This window comes from Micromonospora sp. NPDC048930 (assembly GCF_043197935.1).
Taxonomy (GTDB): domain Bacteria; phylum Actinomycetota; class Actinomycetes; order Mycobacteriales; family Micromonosporaceae; genus Micromonospora.
In genome coordinates, this window is record NZ_JBICUB010000001.1 from 1 (window position 1) to 26,023 (window position 26,023).

The 26,023-nt window shown below is 73.6% G+C and carries 29 protein-coding genes and 1 tRNA gene; 26 read left to right on the forward strand and 4 right to left on the reverse strand.

Annotated elements, in window-relative coordinates:
- The 10 genes from ACGFI9_RS00005 to ACGFI9_RS00050 all read left to right on the forward strand — a co-directional run.
- Positions 1 to 2,403, forward strand: a 2,403-nt coding sequence (locus tag ACGFI9_RS00005) for a molybdopterin dinucleotide binding domain-containing protein (protein WP_393173119.1), incomplete at its 5' end; no start/stop codon positions are given.
- 2 nt (positions 2,404 to 2,405) lie between these two features.
- Complete coding sequence (locus tag ACGFI9_RS00010; RefSeq protein ID WP_393175176.1) at positions 2,406 to 3,452, forward strand: 4Fe-4S dicluster domain-containing protein; 1,047 nt, start codon at positions 2,406 to 2,408, stop codon at positions 3,450 to 3,452.
- Complete coding sequence (gene nrfD, locus ACGFI9_RS00015; RefSeq protein ID WP_393173121.1) at positions 3,449 to 4,696, forward strand: NrfD/PsrC family molybdoenzyme membrane anchor subunit; 1,248 nt, start codon at positions 3,449 to 3,451, stop codon at positions 4,694 to 4,696. The genes ACGFI9_RS00010 and nrfD overlap by 4 nt, the downstream gene beginning before the upstream one ends.
- A gap of 99 nt (positions 4,697 to 4,795) precedes the next feature.
- The gene (locus ACGFI9_RS00020) at positions 4,796 to 6,022 is read left to right on the forward strand and encodes an OFA family MFS transporter (RefSeq protein ID WP_393173123.1); all 1,227 of its coding nucleotides are present in this window, start codon (positions 4,796 to 4,798) and stop codon (positions 6,020 to 6,022) included.
- Positions 6,023 to 6,081: 59 nt separating this feature from the next.
- A tRNA-Sec gene (locus ACGFI9_RS00025) sits at positions 6,082 to 6,177 on the forward strand.
- 46 nt (positions 6,178 to 6,223) lie between these two features.
- Entirely contained in the window at positions 6,224 to 7,516 is a 1,293-nt protein-coding gene (gene selA, locus ACGFI9_RS00030; protein ID WP_393173125.1) for an L-seryl-tRNA(Sec) selenium transferase, read from the forward strand.
- A gap of 1 nt (position 7,517) precedes the next feature.
- On the forward strand, positions 7,518 to 9,281 hold the full coding sequence (gene selB, locus ACGFI9_RS00035) for a selenocysteine-specific translation elongation factor (RefSeq protein WP_393173127.1): 1,764 nt from the start codon (positions 7,518 to 7,520) through the stop codon (positions 9,279 to 9,281).
- 46 nt (positions 9,282 to 9,327) lie between these two features.
- The gene (locus tag ACGFI9_RS00040) at positions 9,328 to 9,525 is read left to right on the forward strand and encodes a hypothetical protein (protein ID WP_393173129.1); all 198 of its coding nucleotides are present in this window, start codon (positions 9,328 to 9,330) and stop codon (positions 9,523 to 9,525) included.
- The gene (locus ACGFI9_RS00045; protein ID WP_393173131.1) at positions 9,525 to 10,802 is read left to right on the forward strand and encodes a hemolysin family protein; all 1,278 of its coding nucleotides are present in this window, start codon (positions 9,525 to 9,527) and stop codon (positions 10,800 to 10,802) included. The genes ACGFI9_RS00040 and ACGFI9_RS00045 overlap by 1 nt, the downstream gene beginning before the upstream one ends.
- A gap of 72 nt (positions 10,803 to 10,874) precedes the next feature.
- Entirely contained in the window at positions 10,875 to 11,060 is a 186-nt protein-coding gene (locus ACGFI9_RS00050) for a hypothetical protein (RefSeq protein ID WP_393173133.1), read from the forward strand.
- Between the two features lie 3 nt (positions 11,061 to 11,063).
- Here ACGFI9_RS00050 and ACGFI9_RS00055 read toward each other — a convergent pair whose 3' ends face one another.
- Positions 11,064 to 11,720 (reverse strand): hypothetical protein, encoded by a 657-nt coding sequence (locus tag ACGFI9_RS00055; protein ID WP_393173135.1) that lies wholly within the window; start codon positions 11,718 to 11,720, stop codon positions 11,064 to 11,066.
- Positions 11,721 to 11,847: 127 nt separating this feature from the next.
- Between ACGFI9_RS00055 and ACGFI9_RS00060 the strand changes: the two genes are divergently transcribed.
- Positions 11,848 to 12,057: a hypothetical protein gene (locus tag ACGFI9_RS00060; protein WP_393173137.1), complete on the forward strand. Its 210-nt coding sequence runs from the start codon at positions 11,848 to 11,850 to the stop codon at positions 12,055 to 12,057.
- On the opposite strand, the gene ACGFI9_RS00065 is transcribed toward ACGFI9_RS00060, so the two are convergent.
- The 3 genes from ACGFI9_RS00065 to ACGFI9_RS00075 are packed head-to-tail and all read right to left on the reverse strand — an operon-like array spanning position 12,054 to position 13,677.
- The gene (locus ACGFI9_RS00065) at positions 12,054 to 12,530 is read right to left on the reverse strand and encodes a hypothetical protein (protein ID WP_393173139.1); all 477 of its coding nucleotides are present in this window, start codon (positions 12,528 to 12,530) and stop codon (positions 12,054 to 12,056) included. The genes ACGFI9_RS00060 and ACGFI9_RS00065 overlap by 4 nt on opposite strands.
- Complete coding sequence (locus tag ACGFI9_RS00070) at positions 12,527 to 12,736, reverse strand: phosphatidylethanolamine-binding protein (protein WP_393173141.1); 210 nt, start codon at positions 12,734 to 12,736, stop codon at positions 12,527 to 12,529. Before ACGFI9_RS00070 ends, ACGFI9_RS00065 begins: the two co-directional genes overlap by 4 nt.
- A gap of 59 nt (positions 12,737 to 12,795) precedes the next feature.
- Positions 12,796 to 13,677, reverse strand: a complete 882-nt coding sequence (locus ACGFI9_RS00075; RefSeq protein ID WP_393173143.1) for a universal stress protein — start codon at positions 13,675 to 13,677, stop codon at positions 12,796 to 12,798.
- A gap of 127 nt (positions 13,678 to 13,804) precedes the next feature.
- On the opposite strand from ACGFI9_RS00075, the gene ACGFI9_RS00080 reads away from it, so the two are divergent.
- From ACGFI9_RS00080 to ACGFI9_RS00150, 15 genes are all read left to right on the forward strand, one after another.
- Positions 13,805 to 14,551, forward strand: coding sequence for an SAM-dependent methyltransferase (locus tag ACGFI9_RS00080; RefSeq protein WP_393173145.1), 747 nt, complete (start codon positions 13,805 to 13,807; stop codon positions 14,549 to 14,551).
- 335 nt (positions 14,552 to 14,886) lie between these two features.
- Positions 14,887 to 16,080 carry a PP2C family protein-serine/threonine phosphatase gene (locus tag ACGFI9_RS00085; RefSeq protein ID WP_393173147.1) on the forward strand — a complete coding sequence of 398 codons (1,194 nt, stop codon included), beginning with the start codon at positions 14,887 to 14,889 and terminating at the stop codon, positions 16,078 to 16,080.
- 46 nt (positions 16,081 to 16,126) lie between these two features.
- The gene (locus tag ACGFI9_RS00090) at positions 16,127 to 16,591 is read left to right on the forward strand and encodes a MarR family transcriptional regulator (protein ID WP_393173149.1); all 465 of its coding nucleotides are present in this window, start codon (positions 16,127 to 16,129) and stop codon (positions 16,589 to 16,591) included.
- Between the two features lie 320 nt (positions 16,592 to 16,911).
- Positions 16,912 to 17,553 (forward strand): CDP-alcohol phosphatidyltransferase family protein, encoded by a 642-nt coding sequence (locus ACGFI9_RS00095; protein WP_393173151.1) that lies wholly within the window; start codon positions 16,912 to 16,914, stop codon positions 17,551 to 17,553.
- Positions 17,554 to 17,629: 76 nt separating this feature from the next.
- Positions 17,630 to 18,577: a DUF881 domain-containing protein gene (locus ACGFI9_RS00100; RefSeq protein ID WP_393173153.1), complete on the forward strand. Its 948-nt coding sequence runs from the start codon at positions 17,630 to 17,632 to the stop codon at positions 18,575 to 18,577.
- Entirely contained in the window at positions 18,574 to 18,906 is a 333-nt protein-coding gene (locus ACGFI9_RS00105; protein ID WP_007071104.1) for a small basic family protein, read from the forward strand. Before ACGFI9_RS00100 ends, ACGFI9_RS00105 begins: the two co-directional genes overlap by 4 nt.
- Positions 18,907 to 18,917: 11 nt before the next feature.
- Positions 18,918 to 19,871, forward strand: a complete 954-nt coding sequence (locus tag ACGFI9_RS00110) for a DUF881 domain-containing protein (protein ID WP_393173155.1) — start codon at positions 18,918 to 18,920, stop codon at positions 19,869 to 19,871.
- Between the two features lie 55 nt (positions 19,872 to 19,926).
- Complete coding sequence (gcvH, locus tag ACGFI9_RS00115; RefSeq protein WP_393173157.1) at positions 19,927 to 20,307, forward strand: glycine cleavage system protein GcvH; 381 nt, start codon at positions 19,927 to 19,929, stop codon at positions 20,305 to 20,307.
- A 218-nt stretch (positions 20,308 to 20,525) separates the two neighbouring features.
- Positions 20,526 to 20,978, forward strand: coding sequence for an FHA domain-containing protein (locus ACGFI9_RS00120; RefSeq protein ID WP_393173159.1), 453 nt, complete (start codon positions 20,526 to 20,528; stop codon positions 20,976 to 20,978).
- 50 nt (positions 20,979 to 21,028) lie between these two features.
- Positions 21,029 to 21,730: a MerR family transcriptional regulator gene (locus ACGFI9_RS00125; RefSeq protein WP_393173160.1), complete on the forward strand. Its 702-nt coding sequence runs from the start codon at positions 21,029 to 21,031 to the stop codon at positions 21,728 to 21,730.
- 211 nt (positions 21,731 to 21,941) lie between these two features.
- Positions 21,942 to 22,406 carry a bifunctional nuclease family protein gene (locus ACGFI9_RS00130; protein WP_073833177.1) on the forward strand — a complete coding sequence of 155 codons (465 nt, stop codon included), beginning with the start codon at positions 21,942 to 21,944 and terminating at the stop codon, positions 22,404 to 22,406.
- A gap of 211 nt (positions 22,407 to 22,617) precedes the next feature.
- The gene (locus ACGFI9_RS00135) at positions 22,618 to 23,205 is read left to right on the forward strand and encodes a MerR family transcriptional regulator (protein ID WP_393173161.1); all 588 of its coding nucleotides are present in this window, start codon (positions 22,618 to 22,620) and stop codon (positions 23,203 to 23,205) included.
- Positions 23,206 to 23,695: 490 nt separating this feature from the next.
- A complete protein-coding gene (locus ACGFI9_RS00140) occupies positions 23,696 to 24,085 on the forward strand; it encodes a group 1 truncated hemoglobin (RefSeq protein WP_393173163.1) in 390 nt (129 codons plus the stop codon).
- A 2-nt stretch (positions 24,086 to 24,087) separates the two neighbouring features.
- Positions 24,088 to 25,254, forward strand: a complete 1,167-nt coding sequence (locus ACGFI9_RS00145) for a globin domain-containing protein (protein ID WP_393173164.1) — start codon at positions 24,088 to 24,090, stop codon at positions 25,252 to 25,254.
- On the forward strand, positions 25,251 to 25,934 hold the full coding sequence (locus tag ACGFI9_RS00150; protein ID WP_393173166.1) for a DivIVA domain-containing protein: 684 nt from the start codon (positions 25,251 to 25,253) through the stop codon (positions 25,932 to 25,934). Before ACGFI9_RS00145 ends, ACGFI9_RS00150 begins: the two co-directional genes overlap by 4 nt.
- Positions 25,935 to 26,023 lie beyond the last annotated feature (89 nt).

The following is a 26,023-nucleotide window of genomic DNA, read 5'->3' on the forward strand; positions in this document are numbered from 1 at the left end:
GACTTCCGGGAGTACGTGCTGGCCTACACCAACGCCGCGACCATCGTCAGCGAGGAGTTCGCCGACACCGAGGACCTCGACGGCCTCTTCTCCGGTTATGACCCAGACACGCACGCCTACAACCAGCGCAGCTGGCAGTACGAGGGCCAGGAGGAGACCACCGGTTACCGCGCCGCCCACCAGGAGCGGGACACCGCTGCCGGCCTGCGCCACGAGTCGCACGGCATCCCGGTCGGCGGCCGGGTACAGCGGGACGAGACGTTGCAGCATCCGCGGTGCGTCTACCAACTCCTGAAGCGGCACTTCGCCCGCTACACGCCGGAGATGGTGGAGCGGGTCTGCGGGATCCCGCGGGAGAAGTTCCTGGAGCTGGCCCGGGCCTGGACGGAGAACTCCGGGCGAGAGCGCACCGGTGTGCTGATCTACTCCGTGGGCTGGACCCAGCACACCGTGGGGGTGCAGTACATCCGCACCGGGGCCATCATCCAACTGCTGCTGGGCAACATGGGCCGCCCCGGTGGTGGCGTCCTGGCGCTGCGCGGGCACGCCAGCATCCAGGGCTCCACCGACATCCCGACGCTGTTCAACCTGCTGCCCGGCTACCTGCCCATGCCGCACCACCGCAACCACGCGACCTTCACCGACTGGGTGGACGCCATCCGGCACCCGGGCCAGAAGGGCTTCTGGTCCAACGCGCGAGCGTTCGGGGCCAGTCTGCTCAAGGCGTACTGGGGGGACGCGGCCACCCCGGAGAACGACTTCTGCTACGGCTACCTGCCCCGGATGACCGGCGACCACGGCACCTACCAGACCGTGCTGAACATGATCGACGGCAAGGTCAAGGGCTACTTCCTGCTCGGCCAGAACCCCGCGGTCGGCTCCGCCAACGGCAGGGCGCAACGGCTGGGCATGGCCAATCTGGACTGGCTGGTCGTTCGGGACCTGTTCATGATCGAGAGCGCGACGTTCTGGAAGAACAGCCCCGAGGTGGAGACCGGCGAGATCGTGCCGCAGGAATGCCGCACCGAGGTGTTCTTCATCCCGGCCGCCTCGCATGTGGAGAAGGAAGGCACCTTCACCCAGACCCAACGGCTGCTGCAATGGCGGGAAAAGGCACTCGACCCACCGGGCGACTGCCGCTCCGAACTCTGGTTCTTCTACCACCTCGGCCGGATCATCCGGCAGAAGCTGGCCGGCTCCGAAAAACCGCGCGACCGTGCGGTGCGCGACCTGGCGTGGACCTACCCCACCCACGGCGACCATGCGGAGCCGAGCGCCGAGGCGGTGCTGAAGGAGATCAACGGGTACGAGGTGGCCACCGGCCGCCCGCTGTCGGCGTTCACCGAGGCCAAGGACGACGGCTCCACCGCCGTCGGCTGCTGGATCTACACCGGGGTGTACGCCGACGGCGTCAACCAGGCAGCCCGGCGCAGGTCGCGGCACGACCAGGACTGGGTGGCCGCCGAGTGGGGCTGGGCCTGGCCGGCGAACCGCCGCATCCTCTACAACCGTGCCTCGGCGGACCCGGAGGGGCGGCCCTGGAGCGAACGCAAGAAGTACGTCTGGTGGGACCCCGACAAGGCCGAGTGGACCGGGTACGACGTGCCCGACTTCGAGAAGAAGAAGCCGCCGACGTACCGGCCGCCGGAGGGCACCACCGGCGTCGCGGGGCTCGCCGGCGACGACCCGTTCATCATGCAAGGCGACGGAAAGGGCTGGCTGTACGTGCCCAGCGGCCTGCAGGACGGGCCGATGCCGACGCACTACGAGCCGGCCGAGTCGCCGATCCGCAACCCGCTGTACGGGCAGCAGGCGAACCCGACCCGCAAGGTCTACGACAACCCGGTGAACCCGATCAACCCGAGCCCACCCGAGGCGCACAGCGACGTCTTCCCGTACGTCTTCACCGTCAGCCGGCTCACCGAGCACCACACCGCCGGCGGCATGAGCCGCACCGTACGGCCGCTCGCGGAACTGCAACCGGAGATGTTCGTCGAAGTCTCACCCGAACTGGCGGCGCAGATCGGGCTCGACGACCTGGACTGGGCCCACCTGATCACCGGCCGCGCCGCGATCGAAGCCAAGGTCCTGGTCACCGACCGACTCACCCCGCTACGCGTGGACGGCCGCATCATCCACCAGGTGTGGCTGCCCTACCACTTCGGCCGCGAAGGCCTGGTCACCGGCGACTCGGTCAACGACCTGTTCGGCATCACCCTCGACCCCAACGTCCTCATCCAGGAAAGCAAAGTCGGCACCTGCGACATCCGCCCCGGCCGCCGACCCACCGGCCCCGCCCTGCTCGACCTCGTCACCGACTACCAGCGACGCGCCGGCCTCACCCCGCAACACCGCACGCCGATCATCACCACGGACGCCGGCCCAGGCGGGAGACAGGCATGACGCTGCTGGAGGGCAACAGCCTCTACGGGCCGCTCGACCCGGCGCCCGACGCCGGGTGGACCGACGGCCAGCCCCGGATGGGCTTCTTCACCGACACCAGCGTCTGCATCGGCTGCAAGGCGTGCGAGGTGGCCTGTAAGGAGTGGAACAACGTTCCCGCCTCCGGGTTCGACCTGCTCGGCATGTCGTACGACAACACCGGCGCGTTGACCGCCAACTCGTGGCGCCACGTGGCCTTCGTCGAGCAGCCGTTGCCGGCCGGGCACCGGACGCCGCCCTTCGCCGGCACGCCGACCGGCCCGCCGGTGAGCGCGGAGACCGCGGCGAAGGCCGCCCGCACCGACCAGGACAGCGGCACCGACCCCGGGGTGCCGACCGGGTCGCCGCCGGCGGCCGCCCGGATGGCCGAGGGCGGGCCCGAGTTCCTCGGCATGCCCGGCGCGCAACCGCCCGGCCGGGCCACCGGCGCGGAGTCACGGACCGACTTCCGCTGGCTGATGATGTCCGACGTCTGCAAGCACTGCACCCACGCCGCCTGCCTGGACGTCTGCCCCACGGGTTCGCTGTTCCGGACCGAGTTCGGCACGGTCGTGGTGCAGGAGGACATCTGCAACGGCTGCGGCTACTGCATCTCCGCCTGCCCGTACGGCGTGATCGACCAGCGCAAGGACGACGGCCGGGCCTGGAAGTGCACGCTCTGCTACGACCGGCTGGGCGCCGGCATGACGCCGGCCTGCGCGCAGGCCTGCCCGACCGAGTCGATCCAGTACGGGCCGCTGGACGAGCTGCGTGACCGGGCGGCGAAGCGGGTGGCCGTCCTGCACGAGCGGGGGGTGCCGGAGGCCCGGCTGTACGGCCACGACCCGACCGACGGGGTGGGCGGCGACGGCGCGTTCTTCCTGCTGCTGGACGAGCCGGAGGTGTACGGGCTGCCGCCGGACCCGGTGGTCACCACCCGGGACCTGCCGAGGATGTGGAAGCGTGCCGGGCTGGCCGCCCTGGCCATGGCGGCGGCCGCCGTCGCCGCGTTCGTCGGAGGTTCATCGTGAGTCCGGACCGTGCTCCCGTGGGCGGCCTGTTCCGCCGCTTCCGCGAGCGGCTCGCCGTGGCGGGTCCCGCCCGCCCCGGCCAGCCCGGCGGCCACACCCCGAAGGCGGGCACGAACGGCAGCCGGGCGACCGGCGCCGGGGAGGGCGTGGCGCGTACCGACGGCGGTGCCGCCCGTGCCGGGCTGGCGCCGGTGCCGTCCCGCGACGCCGCGCCGGCGGACGGGTGGACCGTCGGTCGAGGCCGGGGCGGCCGCGGGGAGCAGCTCGCCGTGCCGCCCGCCGAGTTCACCTCCTACTACGGCCGGCCGATCCTCAAACCGCCGGTGTGGAAGTGGGACATCGCCGCCTACCTCTTCACCGGTGGCCTCGCCGCGGGCTCGTCGCTGCTGGCCGCCGGTGGGCAGCTCACCGACCGGCCGGCGCTGCGCCGGGCCGGCCGGGTCACCGCCCTGGCAGCGGTCAGCGCCAGCGCGTACTTCCTGATCCACGACCTGGGCAGGCCGAGCCGGTTCCACCACATGCTGCGCGTGGCGAAGCCGACCTCGCCGATGTCGATGGGCACCTGGATCCTCACCGCGTTCGGGCCGGCCGCGGGCATCGCCGCGGTGGCCGAGGCCGCGCCCCGGCTGCCCGAGCGGGGCCTGTTCGGGCTGGCCCGCCGGGTGCTGCCCCCGGTCGGGCAGGCCGCCGGGCTGGCCGCCGCCGCCACCGCGCCGGCCCTGGCCACGTACACCGCCGTGCTGCTCGCCGACACCGCCGTGCCGTCGTGGCACGAGGCGTACCCGGAACTGCCGATGGTCTTCGCGGGCAGCGCGCTGGCCAGCGGCGCCGGCGTGGGGTTGATCGCCGCGCCACCGGCGCAGGCCGGCCCGGCGCGGCGCCTCGCGGTGGCCGGGGCCGGCCTCGAGCTGTGGGGTTCGCACCGGGTGGAGAACCGGCTCGGCCTGCTCAGCGAGCCCTACGCCACCGGCACCGCCGGCCGACTGCTGCGGGCCGGGCGGTCGCTGACCGCCGCCGGCGTGGTCGGCGCGCTGGTGGGTCGGCGCAGCCGCGTCCTCTCCGCCCTGTCGGGCGGGGCGCTGCTCGCGGCTTCCGTCTGCACCCGGTTCGGCATCTTCCACGGCGGGGTCGCCTCCGCCCGCGATCCGAAGTACACCGTGGTGCCACAGCGGGAACGGGTGCGCGGGCACCAGCGCCCGGCACCGGACGACAACGGGCCGGGCGCCGGCCCGAACGGGGGGTAGCCAGGAAGCAGGCGCCGGGCCCATGAGCGATACGGGGGTTAGCTCATGGCCACAACTGCACGGGGGAGTCGACAACCGACGCGGGGCCGGTGGGGTCTCGTGGTCGCGGCCGTGCTCGTCCAGCTCGCGCTGGGCGCGGTCTACGCCTGGAGCGTGTTCAACAAGCCGCTGCAGGCCGAGTTCGGGTGGAGCAAGGCCGAGGTGGTGCTGCCGTTCGAGGTGGCGATCGGCACCATCTTCATCGGCAGCCTGGTGGGCGGGCGCATCCAGGACCGCCGGGGACCGCGTCCGGTCGCGCTCGGCGGTGGGATCCTGTACGCCGTCGGGACGATGCTGGCGGCGCTGGTGTCCTCGAGCGACCAGTTGTGGTTGCTGCTGCTCACCTACGGGGTGCTGGGCGGCATCGGGCTCGGCGCCGCGTACATCACCCCGATCGCGATGCTCAGCAAGTGGTTCCCGGACAAGCGGGGGCTGATCACCGGCATCGCCGTGGCCGGCTTCGGCTTCGGCGCCGTGATCACCGCGCCGGTGGCCAAGGCGCTGCTCGCCGGGACCGACCACAAGACCAGCGTCTTCCTGCCCCTGGGCCTCGCCTACCTGGTCGCGGTGCTGCTCGGGGCGTCCTTCTTCCGCGACCCGCCCGCCGGTTACCAGGTGCCGGGCTTCACCCCGGCGGTCGGCGGTCGGGCCGTCGCGGGCACCCGGGTCTACACCTTCGGTGAGGCGCTGCGCACCCGGCAGTGGTACCTGCTCACCCTGATCCTCACGCTCAACGTGACCTGCGGCATCGCGCTGATCTCCCAGGCCGCCGACGCGGCCCAGGCGGTCGCCGGGGTCAGCGCCGCGACCGCCGCCGGGATGGTCGGCGTCCTCGGCCTGTTCAACGGCGGCGGCCGGGTGTTCTGGGCGTGGCTGTCCGACCGGATCGGCCGGATGACCGCGTTCCTCGGCATGCTGGCCCTGCAGGGCGTCTGCTTCCTGATCCTGCCGCACGCCTCCGCCTTCTGGCTCTTCGCGGTCCTCGCCGCGCTGGTGTACCTCGCGTACGGCGGGGGCTTCGGCACGATGCCGGCGACCGCCGCGGACTACTTCGGCACCCCGAACGCGGGCGCCATCTACGGGGCGATGATCGTGGCCTGGAGCATCGGCGGTGTGGTGGGTCCGCTGCTCACCGCGCTGCTCTACGACGCCAGCGGCAAGAGCTACACGCTGCCGTTCACGGTGATCGCCATCGTCGCCTTCGTCGCGCTGGTGCTCCCGCCGATCACCCGCCTGCCCACCGCGCCCGGCAAGCCCCGACCCCACTTCCAGACGCCCGGGCCCTGATCCGGTGCCAGCCGTGCCCTCCGCGGGCGGCCGGAGATCGTATGTGGTTAAGTGCTGGTGGAGGCGTTCAGGCGGCTGGTGCCCCTCCCGGTCTTCAAAACCGGTGTGGTCCGGGACCCGGGCCAGGCGGGTTCGATTCCCGTCCGTCTCCGCCAAGCAGATCCCGGGGTTCCGCCGCCGCGGCCTGGCAGGGGGTGACCTATGCGTGACGCCGACCCGCGGCGGCGGGTGCCGCGCACCGACGCGCTGCTCGCCGACCCCGCCCTGGCGGCCGCCGTCGGCACGCTCGGCCGCGACCGGGTCAAGGCCGCCGTCGTCCGCGCCCAGCAGCGCGCCCGCTCCGGTGAGATCACCCCCGAGGAGGTACGCGACGCCGCGCTGGCCGACCTGCCCGCGCCGGCCCCGCGGGCGGTGCTCAACGCCACCGGCGTCGTCCTGCACACCAACCTCGGCCGCGCCCCGCTCTCCGCCGCCGCCGTCGGCGCGCTGGTGGCCGCCGCCGGACACACCGATGTGGAGCTCGACCTGCGGACCGGCCGGCGGGCCCGGCGGGGCCGGGACGCCCTCGACGCGCTCGCCGCCGCCGTGCCCGACGCGCCGGCCGTGCACGTGGTCAACAACGGGGCCGCCGCCCTGGTGCTCGCCGCCACCGCGCTGGCCGCCGACCGGGAGATCGTGGTCAGCCGCGGCGAGCTGGTCGAGATCGGCGACGGCTTCCGCCTGCCGGACCTGCTGGAGAGCACCGGCGCGCGGCTGCGCGAGGTGGGCACCACCAACCGCACCACCCTCGGCGACTATGCCGCCGCGGTCGGCCCGCGCACCGGGTTCGTGCTCAAGGTGCACCCGTCGAACTTCGTGGTCACCGGGTTCACCTCGGCCGTGCCGGTCCGGGAGCTCGCCACGCTGGGCGTACCGGTGGTCGTCGACATCGGCTCCGGGCTGCTCGCCCCCGACCCGCTGCTGCCCGACGAGCCGGACGCGGCCACCACCCTGCGCGCCGGCGCCCACCTGGTCACCGCCAGCGGCGACAAGCTGCTCGGCGGCCCGCAGGCCGGGCTGCTGCTCGGCGCGGCCGACCTGGTCGAGCGGCTGCGCCGGCACCCGCTGGCCCGGGCGCTGCGGGTCGACAAGCTCACCCTGGCCGCGCTCGCCGCCACCCTGCACGGCCCGACCACCCCCACCCGCGACGCGCTGCACGCCGACCCGGCCGCCCTGCGCGAGCGCACCGAACGGCTGCGCGACCGGCTCGGCGAGGACGGCTGCAAGGCCGAGGTGGTGCCCAGCGCCGCCGTGGTGGGCGGCGGAGGCGCCCCCGGCGTGGAACTGGACTCGTGGGCGCTCAGCCTGCCCGAGCGGTACGCCGCGCCGCTGCGCACCGGCGAACCGCCGATCCTGGGGCGGGTGCTGCACGGCCGGCTCCTGCTCGACCTGCGCTGCGTACCGGCCAACGCGGACGAGACCCTCCGCGCGGCGGTGCTGCGGGTGGGCGGCTGACATGTGGGTGGTGGCCACCGCCGGGCACGTCGACCACGGCAAGTCCACCCTGGTCCGGGCGCTGACCGGGATGGAGCCCGACCGGTGGGCGGAGGAACGCCGCCGGGGCATGACCATCGACCTCGGCTTCGCCTGGACCACCCTGCCCTCCGGCGGGACCGTCGCCTTCGTGGACGTGCCCGGGCACGAGCGGTTCGTGCCGAACATGCTCGCCGGGGTCGGCCCGGTCCCGGCCGCGCTGATCGTGGTCGGCGCCGACGAGGGCTGGATGCCGCAGTCCGCCGAGCACCTGGCCGCCCTGGACGCGCTCGGGGTGTCGTACGGCCTGCTGGCGGTGACCCGCGCGGACCTGGCCGATCCGGGGCCGGCCCTGGCCCGGGCCCGCAAGGAGATCGCCGCGACCTCCCTCGGCGAGGTGGAGGCGGTGCCGGTCAGCGGGGCCACCGGCGCCGGCCTGCCCGAACTGCGCGCGGCCCTGGACCGGCTCGTCGCCCGGCTGCCCGATCCGGCGCCGGACGCGCCGGTGCGGCTCTGGGTGGACCGCTCCTTCACCATCCGGGGCAGCGGCACCGTGGTCACCGGCACCCTCGGCGGCGGCCGGCTGCGCGTCGGCGACCACCTCGAACTGGCCACCACCGGGGAACCGGTCCGGATCCGCGGCCTGCACGCGCTGAACACCGCCCGCGCCGAGGTCGACGCGGTGGCCCGGGTCGCGGTGAACCTGCGCGGGGTGGCCCGGGACCGGATCGCCCGGGGCGACGCGCTGCTCACCCCGGGGCGGTTCCACCGCACCGACCTGCTCGACGTCCGGCTCGCCGGGGACCCGGCCGCCGACCTGCCGGCCACCCTCACCCTGCACGTCGGGTCCGCTGCGGTGCCGGTACGGGTCCGGCCGCTCGGCCCGGACACCGTCCGGCTGCGGCTGGCCCGCCCGCTGCCGCTGCTCATCGGCGACCGGGCCCTGCTGCGCGACCCCGGCCGGCACCACGTGGCCGGCGGGGTGACCGTGCTGGACGTGGACCCGCCGCCGCTGCGCCGCCGCGGCGCGGCCGCCGCCCGGGCCGCCGTCCTCGCCGGGCTGGACGGCCGGCCCGACCTGGCCGGGGAGCTGCGCCGCCGACGGCTGGTCCGGGCCGGTGACCTGACCCGGATGGGGGTGACCGGCCGCGCCGCGCCGGTCGCCGGGGACTGGCTGGCCGACCCGGCGCACTGGCGGGCCCTGGGCGCCCGGCTCACCGAGGAGGTCGCCCGGTACGCCCGCGAGCATCCCCTCGAACCCGGCGTGCCGGTCGACGTGCTGCGCCAGCGCCTCGCCCTGCCCGACCGGGCCCTGGTCGAGGCGTTGCTGCGGCCGCCGCTGCGGCTGTGGTCCGGCCGGGTCACCGCCGCGGCGACCGACGCGTTGCCGGAACCGGTGGCCCGCGCGGTCGCCCGGGTCCGCGCCGAGTACGACGACCGCCCGTTCCAGGCTCCCGAGGCGCATCGCCTCGCCGACCTCGGCCTCGGCCCCCGGGAGATCGGCGCGGCCGTCCGGGCCGGCGCGCTGCTGAGGCTCGCCGAGAACGTGGTGCTGCTGCCCGGCGCGCTCGACGACGCGGTGCGGGTGCTCGCCCGGCTGCCGCAGCCGTTCACGCTCAGCGCCGCCCGGCAGGCCCTGGACACCACCCGCCGGGTGGCGGTGCCGCTGCTGGAGTTGCTGGACCGCCGGGGGGCCACCCGCCGGCTGCCCGACGACGCCCGCGAGGTGGTGGCCCCGCCCCGCTGAGCCGAAGTGGCGTCGGCGGAAGCACCCGGTCACCTACGGTGACGCCATGGACCCTTCGGCGGTCTGGCGGGACAAGAACCACCGGTGGCGGATCGAGGCGTACCGGGCCCCCGACCTGCGGTTCGCCATCTTCGCCACGAACGGGACCACCGAGTCCGCGCCGTTGTGGCTGTTCGGGATGTCCGCGCTGGCCCGGTGGCTGATGACCCACGCGATCTCCCTCGACGACCTGGAGAGCGACTGATGGGCGGCCAACTCGCCCTGGTGCTCGTCCTGGTGCTGGTCAACGCGGCGCTCTCCGGCAGCGAGATGGCCCTGGTGACGTTGCGCGAGGGCCAGCTGCGCCGGCTGGGCCGGGTCGGGCGGTCCGGGGCCCGGCTGGTCCGGCTGGCCCGGGAACCGAACCGCTACCTGGCCACCATCCAGCTCGGCATCACGCTGGCCGGATTCCTCGCCTCGGCGGCCGCCGCGGTGTCCCTGGCGCAACCGCTGGTCGGCCCGCTGCGCTTCCTCGGCCGGGCCGCCCACCCGGTCGCCGTGGTGCTGGTGACCGTGGCGCTGACCTTCGTCACGCTGGTCGTCGGCGAGCTGGCCCCGAAGCGGCTGGCCATGCAGTCGGCGGAACGCTGGGCGCTGCTCAGCGCCCCGCCGCTGGACCTGCTGGCCCGACTGTCCCGGCCGGCGGTGTGGCTGCTCAGCCGGGCCACCGACCTGCTGGTCCGGCTGGCCGGCGGGGATCCCCGGGCCGGCCGGCAGGAGATGACCGAGGAGGAGCTGCGGGAGCTGCTGGTCAGCCAGCGCGGGCTGTCGGCGCAGCAGCGGGAGATCCTGGCCGGGGCGTTCGACATCGCCGGCCGTACCCTCCGGGAGATCCTGGTCGCCCGCCGCGACGTGATGTTCCTGCCCGCGTCCCTGCCGGCAGCGGAGTCGATGCGCCGGCTGGCCACCGCCAACCGCTCCCGCGCGCCGGTCGTCGGCCCCGGTGGCCTGGACGACGTACGCGGGGTGGTGCACATCCGCGACCTGGTCGACGCCGACGGCGCCGAGACCGGGCGGCGTGCCCGGCCGCCGCTGCTGCTGCCCGCCACCCTGCCGGTCGCCGACGCCATGCGGCAGCTGCGCCAGCGGCACGAGCAGTTGGCCCTGGTGGTCGACGAGTACGGCGGCATCGCCGGCCTGATCACCATGGAGGACCTGCTCGAGGAGGTCGTCGGCGAGCTGTACGACGAGACCGACCCGGAGGTGCGCAGCGCGGTCCGCGAGCCGGACGGGGCGTTGCTGCTGCCCGGCGACTTCCCGCTCTACGACCTGCCCGACGTCGGGGTCCGGCTCACCTTCCCGCTGTCGCGCGAGTACACCACCGTGGCCGGGCTGGTGATGGCCGGCCTGGGCCGGGTGCCCACCGCGCCGGGGGAGCGGGTGCGGCTGCCCGGGCTCACCGTGGAGGTGGTGGAGGTGGCGGATCGGGCGATCCGCCGGGTCCGCCTGCGCGGCCCGGCGGCCGGCTGCCCGGAGGAGTGACGCCGACCCCGGACGGGGGAAAGGGGCGCGAAACGCCGCGAACCAGTGTGGATCGGCCGTACCGTGCGAGGCGTGAGGGACCGAGGAATACGGACGTTCATCACGGTGCTCGCGGGGGTCGCCGTCATCTACTTCGGGGTCACCGGGCACCGCCAGAGCGGCGAGGAGGGTAGCGGCATCTCCGGCGGGATCGTGCTGCTGGCACTGCTCGCCTCGGCGCTGGCGTGGCACCTGACCAAGCCGGGCCCGGCCAAGTAGGGCTCAGCGCGCGGCGGCCGCCGCCCGGCTGACCTCGCCCGCGGGCTCCTCGCCGAGCGCCACCCGCACCAGCGCCGACGCCAGCCGCCCGAACTCGCCGTCGCCCACCAGGCCGGCCAGCCCGGTCGGGTTCGCCGGCAGGCCCAGCCGCCGCGCCCCGGCCAGGGTCCGCCGGTCGGCGTACGGGCGCACGTCCGGCCAGACCGTCTGCACCTCGCGCAGGAAGATGTCCGCCCCGGTCGGGCCGATCCCGGGGAACTCGGTCAGCAGCCGGCGCAGCACGGTGCGGTCCCCGTCCGCTTCCTTGTGCATCCGGCGCAGGTCCCCGTGCCACCGGTCCAGGCAGAGCCGCGCCCCGGTGCCGAGCATGGTGGCGGTCCGCTCGTCGTAGCGCCGGTAGTGGCCGCGGCCGAGCGCGTCGACCCGGTCCTGCCAGCCGGCCGCCTCCATCGCCTGCGGCGTGCGGTAGCCGGCGGCGAAGAGTTCCCGGGCCGCAGCGATCGCCACGCAGGCGCGGATCCGGGTGCTCAGCAGCGTGGTGAGCACCAGCAACTGGTAGAGCGGACCGGGCCGGTCGGCCAGCCCGATGCCGGCCTCCTCCGCGTACGTGCGGCCCTGCCGGTCGAGCAGCGCCCGGGCCACGTTCCGATCGTTCGGCATCCGTTCCGAATACCCCCGCCGGGCCCCGCCAGACCCGGGACGGCGGCCGGAATGCGCTCGGCGGCGGCGGGTACCCGGATCAGGTGCGCGACCGATGTCGCGTGCTCCCACCGGGAAGGAGAGACCTGTGGTCAAGCCGCAGCAGGAGGAACTCCGCCGCAACGACAAGGGCGCGACGAGCCAGGACAGCCGAATGGGTATGCACGTGAGCGGGTCTCCGCGCAACAAGGGCACGTCCAACGCGGACGTGGGTCGACCCGTCCCGAAGGGGCAGGTGTCGCCGTACGGCCCGGCAGGTGAGCCGGTGGCCGACGACGAGAGCGGCCGGCGGGGCTAACCGCCCCGCCGCGACGGCGGTCGCAGCCTCCGCCAGGTGGCTGCGGCCGCCATTCCGTAAGCCAGATGCGGCACGATGTCGGCGATCCATTCGGCCCGGCGCCAGGTGCGCGGGTTGCTGATCCGCAGCACCGCGAGCGACCCGTCGGAGGACGCCATCACGCCGCCGCCGAGCAGACCGACGGCCACCGGCAGCGGGACCCGCCGACGGGCGGCCAGCACGCCGAAGGCCGCTCCGGCGGCGATGCCGATGCCGTACCCGAGCACCGCCCCGACGCCGGAGCGGCGGTTGGCCGCCTGCTGCTCGGGTCCGAGGTTGACGTGTGCGGCGTCCGCGAGGCGTCCCGCGGTCTGTTCCGGCGTGCTGCTCACCGGGCGGGCCCGGACCGCGACATCCAGGTAGCTGACGATGTTCAACGCGGCGCTGCCGACGGCGCCCGCGATGGCGCCGTCGACGGCCGGTGCGGCCCTCACTTCGGGTCGCCCGGTTCGCGCTCGCCCTTGGGGCCGAACGTCCGCTCGCCCCGGACGATCCCGCGCTGGCCGCGGTCGTCCTGCAGGATCCGGTTCGCGGCCTCGTTCGCCTCGTCGTCGGCGGCGCGCCCGGACTGTTCGACCAGATCGCGCAGTCTGGCCCGTTGCTTGTCGTACGCGTTGCTGCCCGGCCGTGGTCCTGGCATCCCTGCCTCCTCCGGTTTGGCTACCCGACCGTCTACCCGCCGGGCGCGGGGCCAACCGTTCAGCCGGGCGAGCGGACCACGGCCACCGGGCAGTCGGCGTGGTGCAACACCCCCTGGCTCACCGACCCCAGGAGCAGCCCGCTCAGCTCGCCCCTGCCCTGCGCGCCGACGACCACCAGCTGCGCCGTGCGGGAGGCCTCGGTGAGCACCCCCACCGGCCGACCGTGCACCACCTCCCGGGTCACCGGCACCTCCGGCCAGCGCTCACCCAGCCCGGTGAGCGACTCGGCCAGCACCCGGTCCTCCTCGCCGCGCAGCTGGCCCTCCTCGTAGACCAGCGGCTGCATGTCGCCGGGCCCGCCGGAGAACGGATGGGTGTAGGCGTGCACCGCGTGCAGGCGGGTGCCCCGCACGGACGCCTCCTCGGCGGCGAACTCCACCGCCGCCCGGGACCGCGCCGAGCCGTCCACCCCGACCACCACCGGGCCCGCCGTGCGGTCCGCGCCGCGCGCCACCAGCACCGGGCAGTCGGCGTACGCGGCGACCTGGATCGCCACCGAGCCCACCACCAGGGTGGCGAACCCGCCGAGGCCACGGTCACCGAGCACGATCATGGTGGCGGTGGAGGCCTCGCCGAGCAGCGCCGCCGCCGCCTCGCCGTCGATGATCTCTCCGGACACCCGCATCCCGGGCACCGCGCCTTCCGCCTCGGCGACCGCCGCGCGGACGATCTCCTCCGCCTGGTGCCGCAGACCGCCGCCGGGCGGCCCCTCGGCCAGCGGATTCACGGGTACGCGCAGCAGCGGCCAGATGAACCCGTGGACCACCCGCAGCGGCCGGTGCCGGCGGGCGGCCTCATCCGCGGCCAGGCGTACGGCCCGCAGCGCGGACTCCGAGCCGTCCACGCCGACCACCACCGCCGCGCCGTTCGCCGAGTTCACCCCGTACCTCCCTGGCCCGCCCGCTCGCGGCCAGTATCCCGGCCGTCGCGGCGTCACCGGGGCGATACCGCCGGAGCCGACCCGTCGGTACGCTGGCGAGCACCGCCCGAGGAAGGGAGCTTCGTCGATGGCCGAGCCCGATCAGCCGAGCACCGCCCGTATGATCGACTTCTGGCTCGGCGGCGAGCACCACTTGCCGGTCGACGTCGCCGCGGCCCGCGCCTTCGAGGGCGCGTACGGGCCGTGCGCGGCGATCTTCCGCTCGCTGCGCGCCTTCCTCGGCCGGGCGGTCCGGTCGATCGCCGACGAGGGAGTGGACGGCTTCCTGGTCTTCGGCGCCGGGGTGCCGACCCGGGGCAACGTGCACGAGGTGGCCCCGGACGCCACCGTGCTCTACACCGACGTCGACCCGGTCACCATCCGGCTCGGCCAGCGCCTGCTCGCCGACAGCGACCGGGCCGGGTACGGCTTCGGCGACGCCACCGACATCGGCACGATCGACCCGGCCCAGCTGCACCGCTTCGTGCCGGGGTGGGGGAGGAGGCCGGTCGGGGTGGTCTTCCTCGGGCTGGCCGCCTTCCTCGACGACGCCACCTTGGCCCGCACCCTCGACGAGCTGTACGAGGCGACCGCGCCGGGCAGCTTCCTGGCGGTGGACTTCGACAGCGAGGAGCTGACCGCGTACCCGGAGGCCCTGGCCATGATGGGGCCGGCGTTCCGGATGCGGCCGCCCGCGGCGTTCGCGCCGCTGCTCGGTCGCTGGCAACCGACGGCGGACGGCATCGTGCCGGTCGCGGAGTGGCGCGCCGAGGGCACGCCGGAGGCGGTGCCGGACGCCTTCTACGGCGCGGTGGCGACGAAGCCCGGCACCTGACCGGCCCCGTCGCCGGGATCGGCCCCGTTTCTGCCGGGATCGGCCCGGGTTGCCTGGCGGGCCACCGCAGGGCGGAGGGCTGGCCGGGCGCTGTGGCCCGCCCCCGTCAACCCCTGCGGATCGTGCGGCGGCCGCGCCCTGCGTCGCGGCGGCCGGCGCCCGCATCGCCGGCCCCATGGCCCGTCCGGGCGGTCGGCCCGCCGATGGCGACGCGACCGTCCACAGTGTCTGCGCTGGTCAGAGAGCTGGTAGGCCGGGCGGTCGGAGCCGGCGCGCCGGCGCGCCGGCCGACCTCCGTATGATGCTTGCCCTACAGCAATAGTCGTCCTCGGAGGATGAGCATGCCGCACGGGCCCGGACAGGTGGCGCGCGCACTACGCGAGGCGCCGCCCGACCAGTTGGCGGAGACCGCCAACCGGGAGCTCCGTTCGGCGCTCGGCGCCTCACGGACCGAGGTGTTCATCGCCGACTACCGGTTCAGTGGACTGTGGCCGGTGCTCGACCCGGACCTGCCCGAGGGCGGCTCCCTCACCCGCCAGGGCGTGGCGCAGCGCTGCTTCAGCGGCCAGCAGCCGATGCTGGACACCGGCGAGGACGGCCGGTGCCGGGCGTACCTGCCGCTGTCGGTCTGGGGGGAGCGGCTCGGGGTGCTGATGGTCGAGCTGCCGGACGCGCCCGCCGCGGCGACCGTCGAGGCGGTCCGGGACGTCGCGGACGACCTGGCGATGGCGCTGCGGGCGGCCGACCGGGAGACCGACCGCTACCGGCGCGCCCGCCGGCGGGAACGGCTCAGCATGGCCGCCGAGATGCAGTGGGACCTGCTGCCCGGGCGCAGTGTCACGCACGGCGACTTCGTGCTGGCCGGGCAGCTCGAACCGGCGTACACGGTGGGTGGTGACCACTTCGACTGGTCGGTCGACGGGGACCGGCTGACCCTGACCGTGCTCAACGGCACGGGCAGCGGCCTGGCCGCCTCGCTGCTCACCGCCGTCACCGTGAACGCCATGCGCAACGCCCGGCGGTCGGGCGGCAGCCTGGTGGAACAGGCCGAGCTGGCCTCGGACACCATCTTCTACCAGCACCGGGGGAGCCGGCACGTGGCGACGTTGCTGCTGGAGCTGGGCACCCGGCGCGGCGTGGTGCGGGCGGTGGACGCCGGCTCGCCGCACGTGCTGCGGCTGCGCGGCGGCACGGTCAGCCCGGTCGCGCTGGAGCAACAGTTGCCATTGGGCATGTTCCCCGAGACCCGGTACGTCGTGCAGGAGTTCACCGTGGCACCGGGGGACCGGCTGTTCGTCGTCACCGACGGGGTGTACGCGGCGGAGCCCGATGGCCAGGAGCCCTATGGAGAAAGAGCCATGGCGCGCGCGATGCGGTCCACTCGGTTGCAGCCGGCGACCGAAGCGGTTGGTACGGTGATGCGCGAACTGCACGCGTACCATGCCGACGCGGATCTCCGCGACGACGCGGTCGTCGTCTGCCTGGACTGGCGCGGTTCCAGCCGGGTCGACGACGCCGGCGGGCGGTAACCGCACCAGCGAGGAAACACGACGGGACGATCGCAGGGGACAGCGGGTGGAGCGACCTCCGAATCTTGCCGCGGCCATCGACACGGCCGCCGAGGCGCTCGTCGGTGTGCTCGACTCGGCCACCGCACGGCACAACGTGGTGTCCCCGACGCAGCTGCGCGTGCTTTCCCTGATCATCGCCCACCCGCACAGCAACGTGAACCGGCTGGCCGAGCTGCTGGACGTGGTGCCGTCCTCGGCGAGCCGGCTCTGCGACCGGCTGGAGGCGGTCGGCCTGCTGCGCCGGGTCGCCGATCCCCGCGACCGACGCGAGGTGCGGCTGATCCCCACCGCCGCCGCGGAGAGCCTGCTGCGGGAGCTGAAGGAGCGGCGGCACCAGGCGGTCCAGGCCGTGCTGGACCGGATGCCCAACCGGGTGCAGCACGAGCTCCTGCTGGCCCTGATGGCGTTCAGCCAGGCGGCGGCCGTGGGCACTCCGGCCAGCTCCGACTCCACCGCTCGTACGGCCTGACGGCAGGCCGATTGGTCGCGCTTCCCACCTGCGTCCCGCCCACCCCGCTAGTGTCCTAGGATGCCCTACAGATGGTGCGGTGCCACACAACCGGCAACGGCCGACGACGCGGGAAGCACCGTCCCGGGCGGCACGGCGGAGCCCGATATAGTGGCAGCGCAACTGGCCGGCCCATGATCGAGGAGATCGTGGGCCGCATCGGGGAGGTCCCAGCCCGGGATCGCAGAGGGCGCCGGCGCTGACCGGCCGGCAACGCGCACGAGCCTGGAGGAGCGGCCGATCACGGTCGGCCGCCGGAGCGTGCTGCGAAGGGAGGTTCGGTGTCGCGTCGGCCGGCTCCGTCGGAGCACCCCGCTCCGGGCGGTACGACGGCGGTCGTGGGGGACCGTGTCCTCACCCTGCCCAACCTGATCAGCTTCGTCCGGCTCGTCGGCGTGCCGCTCTTCCTCTACCTGTTCCTGGTGGTGCGCGCCGACGTCGCGGCGATCGTGGTGCTGGCGATCGGTGGCACCAGCGACTGGGTGGACGGCTGGGTGGCCCGCCGGCTGCAGCAGGTCAGCCGGCTCGGGGAGCTGCTCGACCCGCTGGCCGACCGGCTCTACATTCTGGCCACGCTGCTGGCGTTCACCGCGCGGGAGGTGGTGCCGTGGCAGTTCACCGCGGCGCTGCTGGCCCGTGAACTGCTGCTGCTCGCCTCGCTGGGGGTGCTGCGCCGCTACGGGTACGGCCCGCCGCCGGTGCACTACGTCGGCAAGACGGCCACCTTCCTGCTGTTGGCGGCGTTCCCGATCCTGCTGCTGGCGGCCGCCGCGCCGGGTGTCGCGACCGCGGCCGGGGCGATCGGCTGGGGGCTGGCCTGGTGGGGCCTGGTCCTCTACTGGGTGGCCGGGGCGATGTACGTGGTGCAGGCCAGCCGCCTGGTGCGGGAGATGCGGGCGCGGCGCGCCGGGGTGGTGGCATGAGCGAGCCCTGCGAGCGAATCATCTGGCTCAGCGCGGATGTGCCTCATGCCGGCGCCGAGCGGAGCGAGGTGGTGGCATGAGCGCGCCGGGCCGGGAGGGGCGGGACCCGTCGGCGCGGGTGTACGCGCCGGACTTCCTCACCGACCTGTTCCGCAACCCGCTGGATCCGGGGTACGCCGACGCGGCGGCCCGGCGGCGGACGGTGCCGCAGTCGCGGGTGCGTCGGTTGCTGGGTCGTCCGGTGAGCCTGGTGGTGATCGTGGCGATCGGGTTCCTGTTCGCGGTGGCGTATCGGGAGACGATGGCGGAGGAGCCGGGGCGGGCGAAGGCCCGGGCGGGGTTGATCGCCGAGATCAAGCAGCGTGAGGCCGAGACGGACCGGTTGACCGCCCGTGCGGACCAGTTGCGCGAGGAGGTGAGCCGGCAGCGGGACGCGGCGCTGAGCGGCTCGCAGGCGTACCGGTTGCGGAACCTGGAGGCGGGGACCGGGCTGGGGCGGGTGCGCGGTGACGGTGTGGTGGTGCGGTTGGCCGACGCGGCGCGGGACAAGGACGCGGTGACGGGAGCGGACGCCGGGCCGTCCCGGGTGTTGTACTCCGACCTGCAGAAGGTGGCGAACGCGCTGTGGGCGGCGGGCGCGGAGGCGGTCGCGATCAACGGGCAGCGGTTGACGGCGACGTCGACGATCCGGTCGGCGGGTGAGGCGATCCTGGTGGACTACCGGCCGGTGACGAGCCCGTACGAGGTGGCGGCGATCGGTCCGGGGTCGATGCGGGACCGGTTCGAGGACAGCCGGGCGGCGGGCCTGATGCGCGAGGTGGCGAAGTCCACCGGGTTGTCGTTCGGGGTGAAGGAGGTCGACGGCCTCACCCTGCCGGCCGCGCCGCAGCCGCGGCTACGCTACGCCGAGCCCTCGGTGAGTCCGAGCCCGTCGATGTCGGGTTCGGGTGTCGCCGGTTCGACCAGTAGTCCGGAGCCGTCCGGCTCGCGGACGTCTCCCAGCCCCTCCGGAGGTGGCCGATGATCGCGGTGCTGGCGTTGCTCGCCGGTGTGGTGCTCGGGGTGTATCTGGACCCCACTGTGCCCGCGGCGTTGCAGCCGTACCTGCCGATCGCCGTGGTGGCGGCGCTCGACGCGGTGTTCGGCGGCGTGCGGGCGAAGCTGGACCGGATCTTCGACGACAAGCAGTTCGTGGTGTCGTTCATCTCGAACGTGCTGGTGGCGGGTCTGATCGTGTACCTGGGTGACCAGCTCGGGGTGGGTGGTCAGTTGTCCACCGGGGTGGTGGTCGTGCTCGGGGTGCGCATCTTCGGAAACGTGGCGGCGATCCGCCGGCACCTGTTCCGGGCGTAGGGTTCGAGGCGATGAGCGAGGAGCACAGGGAGACGGGGACGGGTTGGCCGGAGCCGGCGGAGCCGGGGCGGCCGACGGGTCCGGCGGGTGAGCCGGATCCGCGCCCGGACGCGCCCGATCCGGACGAGTTGAGCCCGTTGGCGCCGGCGGAGCCGGTCGAGCCGGTCGAGCCGGTGGAGCCGGCCGAGCGGGAGGTGGACGTGCCGCCGGTGGAGGAGTCGGCGGGTGCCGGCCCGGGTGCGGCGGCGGGGCAGCCGGTGTCGGTGGCGCGGCGGTTGACGTCGGCGGGCGCGATGATCGCGGTGCTGTTGGCGTTGCTGGGGTTCACCCTGGTGGTGCAGTTGAAGACGACGTCGACGGATCCGACGCTGGCGGCGACGCGCGAGGAGGACCTGGTCCGGATCTCGTCGGATCTGGATTCGCGGGAGCGGCGGCTGCGGCAGGACATCGAGGCGTTGGAGGAGAGCCAGCGTCAGTTGCGGTCGGGTGAGCAGGGTCGGCAGGCGGCGTTGGAGGAGGCCACGCGGCGGGCGGACGAGCTGGGGATCCTGGCGGGGACGTTGCCGGCGGTGGGGCCGGGTCTGTCGGTGCGGTTCGAGGGTCCGGACAAGGCCATCTCGTCGGTGCGGATCCTGGACGCGGTGCAGGAGTTGCGGGGCGCGGGTGCGGAGGCGATGCAGATCGCCGGGTCGGACGGGACGGCGGTGCGGATCATCGCGTCGACGTACTTCGTGGATGCCGGTGGGGGTGGTCTGGTGGTGGACGGGCGGCGGTTGAGCGGTCCGTTCACGATCATGGTGATCGGGGATCCGGCGACGATGCGTACGGCGTTGAGCATTCCCGGCGGGGTGGTCGCATCGGTGGAGGATGCCGGCGGTAAGTTGACCGTTGAGGATCGTGAGGCTGTGGAGGTTTCGCAGCTGCACGCGCCGATCAAGCTGGATCACGCCCGGCCGGTCTCCTGATCGGTCGCGGCCGCGCCGGTTTCCCCCCGGTGCACCGATGAGGAGGACGCAGCTGGTGATTCCTGAGGATCTGCGGTACACCGCCGAGCACGAGTGGGTGGCCGGTGGTGGCGGCGGCGCCGTCCGGGTCGGTATCACGCACTTTGCGCAGGACGCCCTGGGTGACATCGTGTTCGTGCAGTTGCCGGACGAGGGCGCGGTGGTGGCGGCGGGTGAGCCGCTGGGAGAGATCGAGTCGACCAAGAGCGTGTCGGAGATCTACGCGCCGGTGAGTGGAACGGTGGCGGCGCGCAATGATGCGTTGGCCGACACCCCTGAGGTGATCAACACGGATCCGTACGGTGCGGGGTGGTTGTTGGAGATCACTCCGGATGATCCGGCGGCGGTCGAGGGTTTGTTGACCGCTGGTGCGTACCGCGAGCTCACTGAGAGCTGAGTTGTCGTGCCGGGCGGCGGGGTTGGTCTCCGCGCGTCCGGTTGCCCTGCATTTCGGCGCTGGCTAGGCTCGCCCAGTCGACCGAGAACCCAATAGTTGAGCGTTGTGGAATGCGCCTTCCCGGGCACGGGGAGCCAGCCGCCGGGTGTGTGTCTGCCCGGCGGCCAGACCCGCCATTACCCCGACGCCGACCGAAACAGATCCGTGAGGTGGTCCCCATGACGCGGCCAGACGACGAGTTCCCCCCGCTCGACGTCACTTCGACGCTCAATCTCGGTTCGCTCGACGAAGTGCTGGAGGGGCCGGACACCGATGTGGTGCCGAGCCGGATGTCCGGTTCGTTGCCGCCGGGTATGGCGCTGCTGGTGGTTCGTCGGGGTCCGAATGCGGGTGCCCGGTTCCTGCTGGACCACGATGTGACGACGAGTGGCCGGCACCCCGACAGTGACATTTTCCTCGATGACGTGACGGTTTCTCGGCGGCACGCCGAATTCCACCGGGATGGTGGCACGTTCACGGTGCGGGACGTGGGCAGCCTGAACGGCACGTACGTGAATCGGGAGCGGGTCGAGGCGGCCACGTTGAGCAATGGTGACGAGGTGCAGATCGGCAAGTTCCGGGTGGTGTTCATCGCCGGTCCGCGTCCGGAGCAGGAGGCCGGCCGGGGGTGAACGAGCCTGCGGCTTCGACGCCTTCCGGGGCGGCGCGTTCCACCCCGCTGATGAGTATCGGTGAGGTGTTGGCGCAGCTGCGGGTGGAGTTCCCGGACGTCACGATCTCGAAGTTGCGGTTCCTGGAGGCCGAGGGCCTGGTGGAGCCGCAGCGGACGCCGGCGGGGTATCGGAAGTACAGCTGGGACGATGTGGCGCGGTTGCGGTTCGTGTTGACCGCGCAGCGGGACCAGTTCCTGCCGTTGCGGGTGATCCGTGACCAGTTGGCGGAGTGGGACGCGTCGGGTGCGGCGCCGGGGCGGCAGCGGCCGACGTTGGTGGCTGTGGGTCCCGGTGGTGAGGTTCCGGGTCGGGAGGTGGAGGAGTCCGCCGAGTCGTCGCAGGTGCGGCTGGGGCGGGCTGATCTGGTTTCCCGGAGCGGGATCGACGAGTCGACGTTGGTGGAGTTGGAGCGGCTCGGTGTGCTGGTGTCCGATCCGCCCGGGTGGTACGACGGGGATGCGTTGATCATCGCGCGGGCGGTGGCGGGGTTGGCGGCGTACGGGTTCCAGCCGCGGCATCTGCGGGGGTACCGGACGGCGGCGGATCGGGAGGTCGGTCTGTTCGCGCAGTTGGTGGCGCCGTTGGCGCGGCAGAGTGATCCGGCGGCGCGGGCCCGGGCGGCGGAGACGGCGCGGGAGTTGGTGGCGTTGTCGCAGCAGTTGCACGCGGCTCTGGTGCGGGTGGGGCTGCGGTCGACGTTGGGTCGTTGAGGTGTGTGGGGCCGGGTGTCGTGGGGGCGCCCGGCCCTTGTGCGTGGGTGGACGCGGAAAGATCTGCCTGCGGGTGCGTGTCGTAGGCTTGCCGGGGTAACCCCTTCTGGCGAGGCGTGGTGCACGTAGCGCATGGGACTCTCGTGTCGCGGTCCGTGTACCGTGCAGGGAAGGGCGCGGTGCGTAGACGACGACGACACGGAGGCGGGCGGTGCGCGAGCTGAGCGTGGTCGGAGTTCGGGTGGAGTTGCCCAGCAACCAGCCGATCGTCCTGCTGCGGGAGGTCGAGGGGGACCGCTATCTGCCGATCTGGATCGGCGCGGTCGAGGCGACGGCGATCGCCTACGAGCAGCAGGGGGTCAAGCCGGCGCGGCCGTTGACGCATGATCTGTTGCGGGACGTGTTGGCGGCGTTGCAGGCGCCGTTGCGGGCGGTGGAGATCACCGAGTTGAAGGAGAACGTCTTCTACGCCGATCTGTTGATCGGTGACGGGGTGCGGGTGTCGGCGCGGCCGAGCGATTCCATCGCGTTGGCGTTGCGGGTCGGGGCTCCGATTCGTTGTGCCGAGCAGGTCCTCAGTGAGGCGGGGATCGTGATCCCGGACGAGCAGGAGGACGAGGTGGAGAAGTTCCGGGAGTTCCTGGAGCAGGTGCGTCCGGAGGACTTCGCGGGCTGAGTGGTGCCGGGTCGCTGGGCCCGGGTGGCGCGGCGGTGGCCGTCACGGTGGGTGGCGGCGGGCCGCGTTCGGTGATCTTCCTGGTGGCGGCGCGGCGTGTCGTGGTGCTTCCTGCGTGGTAAGTCCTGGGGGCCGCTATAGGGTTGCGGTTGTCGAGGGGTGCACGTACGGGGAGACGACGTGTCACCGCACGGGCGGGGAGGTTGTCCGGATGCACGAGCCGCGAGATCCTGGTCCGAGTTCGGAACAGCAGCAGCCGGGGGTGCCGCCCGCGCCGGTGGGTGACGGCGAGGTGGGTTACCGGGGGGTGACCGCCTGTTCGGCGGTGGGCATCAGTTACCGGCAGTTGGACTACTGGGCCCGGACGGGCCTGGTGGTGCCGAGTGTGCGGGACGCGTCGGGGTCGGGGACGTCCCGGTTGTACTCCTTCCGCGACCTGGTGGTGTTGAAGGTCGTGAAGCGGCTGTTGGACGCCGGGGTGTCGTTGCAGAACATCCGCAAGGCGATCGAGGCGTTGCGGTCGCGCGGGGTGGAGGATCTGGCGGGCATCACGTTGATTTCCGACGGGACGACGGTGTACGAGTGCCGGTCGCCGGAGGAGGTGGTCGACCTGTTGCAGGGCGGCCAGGGGGTGTTCGGTATCGCGATCGGCGGCGCGTTCAAGGAGATCCAGGGTTCGTTGTCGCATCTGCCGGCGGAGCCGGTGGGTGGGCAGGAGCCGGCGGCCGAGTCGCCGGAGTCGCCGGAGTCGGTGGGTGACGAGTTGGCGGCGCGGCGGGCGCGTCGCCGGGCCGGCTGATCCGCCGGTCATCCGTTCGGGGACCGCGACGCGCCCAAAGGGGCACGGCGCGGTCCACTTTTTTGGTTACTGCCCGTGTCGGTTGGTCGACCCGCGACGGCGCGCCGGCCGGCGCCGGTGCGGGTCGCCCGGCGGGCGGGCCGGGGTGAGGGCGTGTCCGCAGGTCGCGGCGGGGTTCGCGGACGTCGCGGGCGGGGTGTCCGAGGGTGTCCGAAAAGGACTCTTCCGAAGGTCGGTGACGGCGCGGCTGCCACGCAGCGTGTCGGGGTGAGTGCGGGGTGCCGCCGACTTCGAGGCCGATGTTGACTGTCCGTAGTTGACGGTTGTCGGGAATCGGATAGGGCAGGGGTGAACCGTTCGGGCGAGCACGCTATGGTCCGACACGGTCGCTTGCGCGTGGACGTTGTGGCGGACTGCTGTGCGGCGCGCGCGGCTGCCGTTGCCCCTCCGCGGTCCCGGCCGCGTGACCCCCTCCGGAAGGAATGTGACCATGACGGTGACGGAAGAGACCACCCCGATCTCGCACTACGAGCGGATCGGCGGCGCCGCCGCGGTGAAGGCGGCCGTGGAGCTTTTCTACGACCGGGTGCTGGTCGACCCCGAGCTGGCCGGCTACTTCTCCGACGTGAACATGGCCGAGCAGCGCCGCCACCTGGCGCTCATGCTGGCCGTGGTGCTCGGCGGACCGAACGAGTACGCCGGCCGGGGGCTGGCCGAGGCGCACCAGCCGCTGAACATCCCGCCGGCGCACTACGCCAAGGTGGGTGAGCACCTGACGGCGACGCTGAACGAGCTGGGGGTGCCGGCGGACATCATCGCCGACGTGCAGGTCGTGCTGGGCCAGGTGCGGGACCAGGTCGTGTCGACGGGGAACGCCTGAGCGTGGACGCGGCACGGCTCAAGCAGAGCTGGTCCCTGGTCGCCGCGCACGGCGACCAGGTGCCGCTCTACTTCTACTCGACGCTGTTCCTGGCGTACCCGGAGACACGGCAGATGTTCCCCACGAACATGGCCGGGCAGCGGGACCGCCTGGTGAGCGCCTTGGGGCACATCGTGTCCCATGTGGACCAGGTGGACCGGCTCGTCGGGTTCCTGCAGGAACTCGGCGCCGACCACCGCAAGTTCGCGGTACGCCCCGAGCACTACCCGGCGGTCGGTGAGGCGCTGGTGGCCACGTTGCGGCATTTCCTCGGGGAGGAGTGGACCGAGGAACTGGCCGCGGACTGGACGGCCGCGTACGGGCTGATCTCGCAGGTGATGATCGAGGCGGCGCAGTCGGCGGAGGCGGTGTCCCCGCCGTGGTGGGTGGCCGAGATCCTCGGGCACGAGCGGCGCACGTTCGACGTGGCGGTGCTGACGGTCCGCCCGCAGTACCTGCTGCCGTTCACGCCCGGCCAGTCGATCGGGGTGTCGCACCCGGCGGCGCGGACGTGGCGGTACTACTCGCCGGCGAACGCCCCCCGCCCGGACGGGACGCTGGAACTGCACGTGCGGGCGACGCCGGGTGGTGTGGTGTCGTCGCGGCTGGTGTACGGGTGCGCGGTCGGTGACCAGATCCACCTGGCCTCGCCGGTGGGCGACCGGTTGACGTTGTGGCCGGCCGGGTCGTCGGATCTGCTGCTGCTGGCCGGCGGCACCGGCTGGGCGCCGGTGAAGGCCCTGGTCGAGCAGGTCGCGGCCGAGGGCGCGGGACGCCGGGTGGACCTGTACGTGGGGGCCCGGTCCCGGATGGAGTTCTACGACACCGACGCGATCGACAAGCTGGCCGCGTCGCACCCGTGGTTGACGGTGAACTACGTGGTCGGGGCGGATCCGCTGCGTCCGGGCGAGTTCGTCCACGTGGCGGACCGGGCGCTCGCGGACGGGGACTGGCGGTCCCGGCACGTGTACGTGTGTGGTTCCGACGAGATGGTGAGCCACTCCGTGGCGGCGCTGACCCGGGCCGGCTACCAGGCCGGTCAGCTGCACCACGAGGGGTTCGGCAAGCACTGGTACGGGCCGACGTGGCGGACCGCGACCGCCCCTGACGAATCCGGAGGTGTCCGGTGAGCGCGACCCCGATCAGCAGGTACGAGGGTGGGATGTTCTCCGGCGGGGTGCAGGTGCGCCTGACCGCCGACCGGGTCCGCCGGTGGGAGTTCGGCAGCGCGTCGTTCACCCGGCGCGGCTACGACCACGCCGACGTGGACCGGTTCAAGCTGCAGGTGGCCGACGAGCTGGACCTGTTGGCCACGCAGATCGCCAACCTGCGGGCGGAGACCGAGCGGCTGCAGGACCACCTGGAGCTGCACCGGCACGGGGTGATCCCGAGCACCGACCCGGCGGCGACGCTGCCGGCGGCCAAGGAGGTCAACCTGCTGTCGGCGGCGCAGCGGGAGGCGGAGCAGATCATCGCCCAGGCGCACGACTACGCCCGGCGGGTCGCCGAGTACGCCCAGATGCAGTACGAGAGCTACATGCGTGCGGCGGCGGAGGAGGCGAAGCAGGAGGCCGAGCGGGCGGTGGCGCAGTACCGCAGCACCGCCGGCGCGAACTTCGACGACTCGGTGGCCACCCGGGAGGCGCTGCGGATCTTCGGCGAGATGATGATCTCGCACATGCGGGCGGCGGCGCGGCACCTGGACGACGGCACCGAGCAGTTGGCCCGGACGATGGAACGGATCGCCCGGGAGGCCACGCCGGTCGGGGCCGGGCAGCCGCAGCAGGCACTGCCGCGCCACGAGCGCTGACGTGCGGGCCGGCCCGCCGGGGATCCTCGGCGGGCCCGGCCCGCCCGGCGGGCGGCGAGCCGACGGCGTCCCCGGATTACGGGACCAGT

What these genes read in the sequence shown, in the direction of transcription:
- ACGFI9_RS00120 (WP_393173159.1), top strand. Translation starts at nt 20,526, where the DNA reads ATGACGCGGCCAGACGACGAGTTCCCCCCGCTCGACGTCACTTCGACG.
- ACGFI9_RS00125 (WP_393173160.1), top strand. Translation starts at nt 21,029, where the DNA reads ATGAGTATCGGTGAGGTGTTGGCGCAGCTGCGGGTGGAGTTCCCGGAC.
- ACGFI9_RS00045 (WP_393173131.1), top strand. Translation starts at nt 9,525, where the DNA reads ATGGGCGGCCAACTCGCCCTGGTGCTCGTCCTGGTGCTGGTCAACGCG.
- ACGFI9_RS00080 (WP_393173145.1), top strand. Translation starts at nt 13,805, where the DNA reads ATGGCCGAGCCCGATCAGCCGAGCACCGCCCGTATGATCGACTTCTGG.
- ACGFI9_RS00135 (WP_393173161.1), top strand. Translation starts at nt 22,618, where the DNA reads ATGCACGAGCCGCGAGATCCTGGTCCGAGTTCGGAACAGCAGCAGCCG.
- ACGFI9_RS00055 (WP_393173135.1), bottom strand. Translation starts at nt 11,720, where the DNA reads ATGCCGAACGATCGGAACGTGGCCCGGGCGCTGCTCGACCGGCAGGGC.
- selA (WP_393173125.1), top strand. Translation starts at nt 6,224, where the DNA reads ATGCGTGACGCCGACCCGCGGCGGCGGGTGCCGCGCACCGACGCGCTG.
- ACGFI9_RS00070 (WP_393173141.1), bottom strand. Translation starts at nt 12,736, where the DNA reads ATGCCAGGACCACGGCCGGGCAGCAACGCGTACGACAAGCAACGGGCC.
- ACGFI9_RS00040 (WP_393173129.1), top strand. Translation starts at nt 9,328, where the DNA reads ATGGACCCTTCGGCGGTCTGGCGGGACAAGAACCACCGGTGGCGGATC.
- ACGFI9_RS00140 (WP_393173163.1), top strand. Translation starts at nt 23,696, where the DNA reads ATGACGGTGACGGAAGAGACCACCCCGATCTCGCACTACGAGCGGATC.
- ACGFI9_RS00100 (WP_393173153.1), top strand. Translation starts at nt 17,630, where the DNA reads ATGAGCGCGCCGGGCCGGGAGGGGCGGGACCCGTCGGCGCGGGTGTAC.
- ACGFI9_RS00085 (WP_393173147.1), top strand. Translation starts at nt 14,887, where the DNA reads ATGAGCATGCCGCACGGGCCCGGACAGGTGGCGCGCGCACTACGCGAG.
- selB (WP_393173127.1), top strand. Translation starts at nt 7,518, where the DNA reads ATGTGGGTGGTGGCCACCGCCGGGCACGTCGACCACGGCAAGTCCACC.
- ACGFI9_RS00105 (WP_007071104.1), top strand. Translation starts at nt 18,574, where the DNA reads ATGATCGCGGTGCTGGCGTTGCTCGCCGGTGTGGTGCTCGGGGTGTAT.
- ACGFI9_RS00110 (WP_393173155.1), top strand. Translation starts at nt 18,918, where the DNA reads ATGAGCGAGGAGCACAGGGAGACGGGGACGGGTTGGCCGGAGCCGGCG.